Here is a 7,127-nt window from a genome sequence, read left to right as displayed (position 1 = left end):
CGGCCATGGGTACCGTAACGTTAAAGCCACGACTAGGTGAAGGAAGGTATGCGACTATTGATTCTTCTATCATATCTTTGTCAAGAATAAAGTACATAAAGGGTTGTTTTGGTTTGACTTATGTTTCACAACACAAATCTCTGCAACCCTGTCTTTCGATCCAAAAAAAGTTTAAACCACTTCGTATATATTTATCGATGAAATACATTCAAAGTCTATTTTAATAGCCCCAAAACTTTAAAATAGTATACGAATTTAACCGAACCAAACCTTTTTAAATTCACGTGTTATGGAATACCTACTCTTCTCTTTGTGGATTGCAATCATGGCCATTATGCTTGGAAAAACCATTTTGGCACATCGTTCACTTAAAAAAATGCTGGATAGGAAATAAAACTACGCTTCCCTGATCAGTTTTCGAATTAGCACCGGTAATAGCAGTAAATCCAGTACCAACGCCGTTACCAAGGTTACACTTATAATCAAACCTATAGTGATACTGGGCTGATGAATGGAAAACAGCATGACCATGAATCCGAAAAATAGGATGATTGTAGTAATGACAAGTGCCCTCCCGGTATGGGCGAAAGTCTTTTCCAATGCTTCCTCTTGAGTAAGCCCTTGGCTTATCCCTAACTTATATTTCCCTAAAAAATGTATCGTATCGTCCACGGCAATGCCAAAAACAATAGCAAATACCACCGATAAGGAGGCTTCCAAAGGTATGTTCAGAAACCCTAGGACGCTTCCAGCGAAAAGAATAGGAAGTATGTTGGGAATAAGGGAAATAAGGAACATTTTAAAATTTCTAAAAACAAGAACCATTAATAGACCAATAAGAAGGAGTCCGTAGAACAATCCCTCCAAAAGACTACTCCGTATATACTCGGAGTTTTTGTCCAGTAGCATACTTTTTCCGGTAACCCTCACCTTTATTTTGGTCGTATCCAACTTCCTTTGGGCGAAATTTTCAATGTTTTCATATACCAATTTTAAATTGTCCGTACCAATATCCTGCAACCTCCCGTTTATACGCGCCATGTTCCCATCGGCATTGACGAAACGTTCCAGCTCCTTTCTTCCCAATCTACGAATATCCTTCTTGTACTTCTCAAAAACCGATGCGCTCTTGGGTATGGTCAGAAAATCAGACTTATTAACATTGTTTGCCTTGTGGAGAATTTTAAAAGGTAAATTCGAGGATTGTAGGTTTCCTATGGAAGGCACCGTTTTGAGGTAATCTATCAATTTTTCAATTTCTATAGCTACCTTATAATCCAGCACGGAGAAATCGTTTTGGGCCATCACCGCTATTTCCAATGGCCTAAATCCGGCATAATTTTGCTGAAAAAATTCAAAATCGGAAGCGATTTCACTTTTATTGGGCAGGGTTCTTTTAAACTCATAATTGGTGCTTACCAAACTGATGCCCCAGAAGCACAGACTTGTAAAGATCACGGTACCCAACAAGATGGCCTTGGGATGTATTTTGGTAAACTGATTGATGGCCAAGAGATAATTCACCCATTTTTTGGAAACACTTTTCTTTCCCAAGAGTGCTTTTTTAGGAAGACTGATCAAAAGGGAACCAGTGAAGAAAACTACGGTGATATAGGCCACAATAACGCCAATGGCGGCATTGATACCAAATTCCTGGATACTCACGAGTCGGGAAGATAAAAGCGTGATAAATCCTACCGCGGTGGTAACCGACGTGAGCAAGGTGGTAAGGCCTACTTCTCCCAACGATGATTTTATAGCCGTATACCTTTCCGCCCCAGATTGAATTTTGCGTATAAAACTGTCCGTAATATGGATAACATCCGAAGTGCCCACTATGAGCATCAAGACGGGGTAGAAGGCCGCCATGGCATTGAGTTCCTTGCCCCAAAGTGCCAATATGCCCATAAAAATTAAAAGAGAAAGACTTATGGAGGCCATGGAAATCAAAACCAAGGGCAAACTTCTATAGACCAATAGGAGAATGATCAACACTAAAATAGCTGCTATGACACTGGTTTTTAGCACTTCACTTTTTTGCATATCCACAATGGCTTCCAAAAAAAAGGCCCTCCCCAAAATATGGTACTCCGTTAATTTATGTGTTTTTAAGGAAGTCCGGATTTGGGATAGCAGGATTTCACTCTGTTCGTAGTTTAGGTCATCCAAGGTTCTTAGTGCCACGACCATGGAGGTACCCTTTTCATCGATCAGGGAGTTGATGAATAATCCGTCTTCCTTTATTTTTTCCCAATCCTTGGCGTAGGCCAAACTGTCCTCAATATGGATGATGGGTAGGGTAGTATAGCCAAAGGAGGTTTTAAGCGGATAGGATAATGAAGTTAGCGAAGCACTTTCCGTGACGAAATCAAAATCCTTGCTTGCTTCTGAAAACGCATTGAATTTCTTCAAAAACCCCGCTTCAAAAACAGTTGAGTCCTGTTCTATGGCAATCAATAGGAAATTATCATCTGTACCGAATTCCTCCACAAACCCTTTATAGAATTCAAGGTCCTGATCCTCCTCGGGAAAAAATTGGCTGAAGTCGAATGTAAACTTAAGATTTGGGAGTAAGGTGGCTGAAAAAATCCCAAGGCCCACAAATAAAATGATACAAAATTTTTTTACCAGGGATAGGTGGTTCATAAAGTGAATCTACTGCATGGGCAGAACAAATACAACCGGTTTGTTCTTATTTTGTCTAAAATTAGAGGTTTACAAAATTATCCAATTTCAAGGTCCAATCATAATTTTTATAATCAATATCAATGCCTTTTGTGGTAGGGATAAGTTTTTGGTCCTTCAGGATGTCCTTTACACCATCGACCCCGCCAAAATCTCCTCGGAACCAACTAAAAAGAGCCGTAACCAGTACCTTTTTCTCAGTAGCATTGTAGTCCGTGGTTCGTTTAAGGTACTTGGAGGTTCCCTCGCTAAATTGCTCGTCCAATCGCTCACATTCGTAAATGGCCACTGGCGGACAGTCCAATGCACCACAATTGAGGGCAAAATGAATACGGTAATCCGGTTCATCAACTCGTAGTCTTTTTTCAAATTCGCCCGGAAAAATTTTTCCAACAAATCCCAATCCATACTCCCATTGGGATTTTCTAATGATACCGTGTTCAATTTTTTCAAAGGATATCGTTTCCCCAGCAATGGGAATTTGATCTTTTTTAAAGAATTCACTTCGATCTTGGTACAGATCCGGATTTTTTTGCAGGATTACTTGGATATAGGCGTTATAAATATTTACCCAAAAGGCTAGTTTTTTATCGTTGGTATCCAAGTTTTTTTCCAGGGAATCAATAGTAGTGCGGGATAGGGCATCTTGAATTTCTTGAGTACTTTCATTGTTCTTTATTTTATGGAGAAACTGCTCTGAAAGTTCATTGAAATTCATTTTTCCGGTAGCGGACTGCATTTGCCCGTTACCCTCTTTACATCCTAAAAACAGGATTATCAATAAACTAATTAAATATTTTAATCGAATCATACTTATCTTTTTAACACATACGTAATCGAATAGGGTAGGGTTTTAAAGTAGGTCGTAAATAATCTTTAAACTTTCAGATATTATTTCTAGAATTGTAATCCTTATTTAAAACCTTTCGTATTCTATTTCCGTAGATTTAGAGCAGTCACAATTGTTACGTTACATTTTTTGGAATGATGTTTTTACTATTATGATTAGTATAATTATCCCAGCACATAAGGAAGCCGAGAATATTGACTTTTTAGTTCGAAAACTATCAGGTTTAACGAAGAAGGAACCCTTTGAAATATTGGTGGCGCTTTCTCCTGAAAGCCAGGCCGATTTTTGTAATGAAACCAATGAGAATGCCATTATTCTCAAGTGCCATAAGAAAGGTAGGGCATCACAAATGAACGAGGCGGCCAGAATAGCTAAGGGAGATGTCTTGGCATTTTTGCACGCCGATGTAAGACCTCCTGAAACGTTTCTACTCGATATTAGAAGAACTATTAAAGAAGATTATGATGCCGGATTCTTCTCGTACAGATTTGACAAGGAAAGCCTGCCCTTGCGTATAAATTCCTATTTCACGGGCAAGGACGGTATTTTTACGGGAGGCGGTGACCAATGCCTTTTTATTAAGACAGAACACTTCAATAGCTTGGGTCAATTTGATGAAACCCAAGTACTGATGGAGGACTTTGAGTTTTTTAAACGCTTAAAAAAGCATGGCCTTAGATATAAAATCGTAAAAAACAACCTTATTGTATCCGCTAGGAAATACGATTCCAACTCCTATTTAAGAGTGAACCTGTCCAATTTGTTGTTGGTCGTACTTTTTAAAATGGGATATTCCAGCCAAAAATTAAAGACCCTACATGATAAACTCATCAGAACGCCCTACAACACCTGATATTATTAACGGAATTCAGCAAGTAGGAATTGGTGTATCCGATACCAAAGCTGTTTTCAATTGGTACAGAAAGCATCTAGGGTTTGATATATTGTTATTTAAGGACGAAGCCCCGGCAACCCTTATGACCAGATACACCCAGGAAGAGGTTTGTCATAGAAATGCCTATCTATCGTTGAATATGCATGGGGGCGGGGGATTGGAAATATGGCAATTTACAAGTAGGATACCGGAGAATCCGAAAACCCCTGTTATTTTGGGAGACTTGGGAATCAATGCCATGAAATTAAGAACCATGGATATTACCACCAGTTTTGAGGACCTTAAAAAACTGAATTTGCCCTATCAAACGGATATTATGACCAATACGTTGGGAATCTCTTCCTTCTATTTTCAAGATCCTTGGGATAACTTGGTAGAGGTTGTAGAGGATGGGTATTGTTTTTCCAGAACAAAACAAAGTACTGGTGGTGTTCTAGGCGCTGTTATAGGCGTTTCCCACATTCCAGAATCTATCAGGTTTTATAAAGAATTGTTGGGGTATGGTAAAGTGCTCAGCGAAGAGACCGTAAAACTTCCCTTAAATCCAAACCGTGAAAAATGGGGTCTTTATAGAAAAGTGGTACTTCAACATTCCCGACCCAAGTTTGGTGGCTTTGGTGCTCTTTTGGGCCCTACCCAGATTGAGCTCTTGCAAGCCTTGGATAGAAATCCCGTTAAAATATTTGAAAATAGGTTATGGGGAGATCTGGGTTATATTCATCTATGCTTTGATGTTCATGGTATGGAAAATCTTAGGCAACGCGCTGCAGGGCTTAACTATCCTTTTACCGTAGATAGTGCCAATAGCTTTGATATGGGCGATGCAGCCGGGCATTTCAGTTATGTAGAAGATCCGGACGGAACCCTAATAGAATTTGTGGAAACCCATAAGGTTCCCATTTTTAAACCTTTAGGATTGTACTTGAACCTAAAAAACAGGAATCCTACCAAACCCTTGCCTAAATGGCTGGTAAAGACACTGGGCTTTCACAGAATCTCTAAGGATATTTAGTCCTAAATTACTCGATAATCGAGATTTAATTGCTCCGACGCTTGCGTTGAAACTTAATGTAAAGGTTATTTTCAATGCCTCGTAGGCTTGCTCTAAGGTTGTTTACTCTTTCCCTTTTGTTGTTCGGATCAATCCAATTCCCGAAAAGAAGAAGATAGCACCCAATACGGCAAACACAATTAAGGCTTTTGTAGTTCCCGTACTATTGCCGAACAAGATAGCGGCATATACCAAACCACCAATGCCTAGCAAAGTGAGAATGGTTCCGAAGAGTTTCTTTAAATCCATGGTGGAAAAATAGTAAATTTTCCAGTATTAGTATGCTGTTGTGAATCGATTTATTTAAGAAGTGGAGACAACACCCAAAGCATACAATTGCTCTAAAGTAGGGGATTCGCTGCCACCTTCAGGTTCCAGGGTTATACCAAAGGCTTCGGAATCGTTAGGGTTGTTTAACGCGAATACCTTATTGTCATCCGTGGCAAAATCTTCCAATAATCCCATGCTTGTAGGGGTCAAGGGTGAAAGTTTTAACGACCAGACCTGATAGACAAAACCATCGGGTGGTTCAGGTAAACCTTGGGCATCTATAAAGACTTTTTCTTCTTGCTTGTTCCAATAGGCCTTGGCATAAGAGGATGGAGATACTTCTTGTCCGCCCAGAGGAATTACAGCGATATCCTTGTCCCTTAGGGTGTTCAATAACTCCTGGGTTTTTTCCAGGGAAGCATCGGAATCGGCGATTTGTTGTTCCAATTCCTGATTTTGTTGATTTACGAGCTGAATTTCAGATTTTAGATTCTCATTTTGGGTATAGACCCAGAATAGGCCAATGGCCAATAATACCGAAGCGGCCCAACCTACATAAGACGTCCAATTGGAAGCTTCCTTTTTCAAGGGAATTACGCTGGTATCGGATTCCAGATTACCTAATTTAGGTTTGAGCGTATCAAAAGAATAGGGATTTACGGTGCTACTTCTTCGGGTCAATTCCAAAATGGCATTCTCAATGGCTAGTATTTCAGCCTTGATTTCAGGATACTCCTCCGCATAGGCAGCGATCTCCAGATTTTCCTTTTCTGTGAGAACCCCGGCCACGTAAAGTTCCAATATCCCGGTCGCTATGTATTCTTGAACATTCATTTATTTGACTTCCATGTTTTCCCTTAGTTTGGAAAGACAGCTTCTGTTTCTTGTCTTTACCGTTCCAACGGGTATGGCCAATTCCTCGGCAGCTTCATTTTGTGTATATCCTCTAAAATAGAGCAGTTCTATGATTTGAACACATTTTTTCTTTAGACTTTGTATCAACTTCTTAAGACCTTTTGTGTCAATAGTAGCATTACTTTCATCCTCCCTACTTTCCAAAATACTTACGAAGTAGTCCGCGGAAAGGTTCTTTTTTTCATTTTTATACGACTTACTGCGTATTTCATCGATGGCCGCATTACGTGCGATATTCAAAACCCACGTAAAAAACCTTCCTTTTGATGCATTATAGCTATCGGAATTATTCCAAATCTTTACGAAAACATCCTGACAGATTTCTTGGGAGCGGCCTTCGTTCTTAACAATCGTGTTAATGACCCCACAAATATTTTTGGAGTACATACCATAAAGTGTTTCAAAAGCCGAAGCATCTTTCTTTTGAAATCGCTCTACTAAAAGATCTAATTGCATAGGGC

General features: G+C 39.6%; 7 protein-coding genes. 2 read left to right on the top strand and 5 right to left on the bottom strand.

Annotated features, from left to right (window positions below; genetic code table 11):
- Positions 1–396: 396 nt before the first annotated feature.
- Together BFP75_RS00560 and BFP75_RS00555 are read right to left on the bottom strand one after the other, a co-directional pair.
- Positions 397–2,646, bottom strand: a complete 2,250-nt coding sequence (locus BFP75_RS00560; RefSeq protein ID WP_099542621.1) for an efflux RND transporter permease subunit — start codon at positions 2,644–2,646, stop codon at positions 397–399.
- Between the two features lie 61 nt (positions 2,647–2,707).
- Positions 2,708–3,496 (bottom strand): DUF547 domain-containing protein, encoded by a 789-nt coding sequence (locus tag BFP75_RS00555; RefSeq protein ID WP_099542618.1) that lies wholly within the window; start codon positions 3,494–3,496, stop codon positions 2,708–2,710.
- A gap of 190 nt (positions 3,497–3,686) precedes the next feature.
- On the opposite strand from BFP75_RS00555, the gene BFP75_RS00550 reads away from it, so the two are divergent.
- Both BFP75_RS00550 and BFP75_RS00545 read left to right on the top strand, forming a co-directional pair.
- On the top strand, positions 3,687–4,388 hold the full coding sequence (locus BFP75_RS00550) for a glycosyltransferase (RefSeq protein ID WP_099542616.1): 702 nt from the start codon (positions 3,687–3,689) through the stop codon (positions 4,386–4,388).
- Positions 4,354–5,442 (top strand): VOC family protein, encoded by a 1,089-nt coding sequence (locus tag BFP75_RS00545; RefSeq protein WP_099542613.1) that lies wholly within the window; start codon positions 4,354–4,356, stop codon positions 5,440–5,442. Before BFP75_RS00550 ends, BFP75_RS00545 begins: the two co-directional genes overlap by 35 nt.
- 102 nt (positions 5,443–5,544) lie before the next feature.
- Here the strand turns inward: BFP75_RS00545 and BFP75_RS00540 are convergent, their stop codons facing one another.
- From BFP75_RS00540 to BFP75_RS00530, 3 genes are read right to left on the bottom strand one after another with little or no spacing between them, the layout of a single operon-like run.
- The gene (locus tag BFP75_RS00540; RefSeq protein ID WP_099542611.1) at positions 5,545–5,730 is read right to left on the bottom strand and encodes a hypothetical protein; all 186 of its coding nucleotides are present in this window, start codon (positions 5,728–5,730) and stop codon (positions 5,545–5,547) included.
- Positions 5,731–5,784: 54 nt separating this feature from the next.
- Entirely contained in the window at positions 5,785–6,585 is an 801-nt protein-coding gene (locus BFP75_RS00535) for an anti-sigma factor domain-containing protein (protein WP_099542609.1), read from the bottom strand.
- The gene (locus BFP75_RS00530) at positions 6,586–7,122 is read right to left on the bottom strand and encodes an RNA polymerase sigma factor (protein ID WP_099542607.1); all 537 of its coding nucleotides are present in this window, start codon (positions 7,120–7,122) and stop codon (positions 6,586–6,588) included. It lies immediately after the preceding gene.
- Positions 7,123–7,127: the final 5 nt, after the last annotated feature.

This window comes from Maribacter sp. 4G9 (genome assembly GCF_002742265.1).
Taxonomy (GTDB): Bacteria; Bacteroidota; Bacteroidia; order Flavobacteriales; family Flavobacteriaceae; genus Maribacter.
This window is presented reverse-complemented; position numbering and strand designations above follow the sequence as displayed.

What these genes read in the sequence shown, in the direction of transcription:
- BFP75_RS00560 (WP_099542621.1), bottom strand. Translation starts at nt 2,646, where the DNA reads ATGAACCACCTATCCCTGGTAAAAAAATTTTGTATCATTTTATTTGTG.
- BFP75_RS00555 (WP_099542618.1), bottom strand. Translation starts at nt 3,496, where the DNA reads ATGATTCGATTAAAATATTTAATTAGTTTATTGATAATCCTGTTTTTA.
- BFP75_RS00550 (WP_099542616.1), top strand. Translation starts at nt 3,687, where the DNA reads ATGATTAGTATAATTATCCCAGCACATAAGGAAGCCGAGAATATTGAC.
- BFP75_RS00545 (WP_099542613.1), top strand. Translation starts at nt 4,354, where the DNA reads ATGATAAACTCATCAGAACGCCCTACAACACCTGATATTATTAACGGA.
- BFP75_RS00540 (WP_099542611.1), bottom strand. Translation starts at nt 5,730, where the DNA reads ATGGATTTAAAGAAACTCTTCGGAACCATTCTCACTTTGCTAGGCATT.
- BFP75_RS00535 (WP_099542609.1), bottom strand. Translation starts at nt 6,585, where the DNA reads ATGAATGTTCAAGAATACATAGCGACCGGGATATTGGAACTTTACGTG.
- BFP75_RS00530 (WP_099542607.1), bottom strand. Translation starts at nt 7,122, where the DNA reads ATGCAATTAGATCTTTTAGTAGAGCGATTTCAAAAGAAAGATGCTTCG.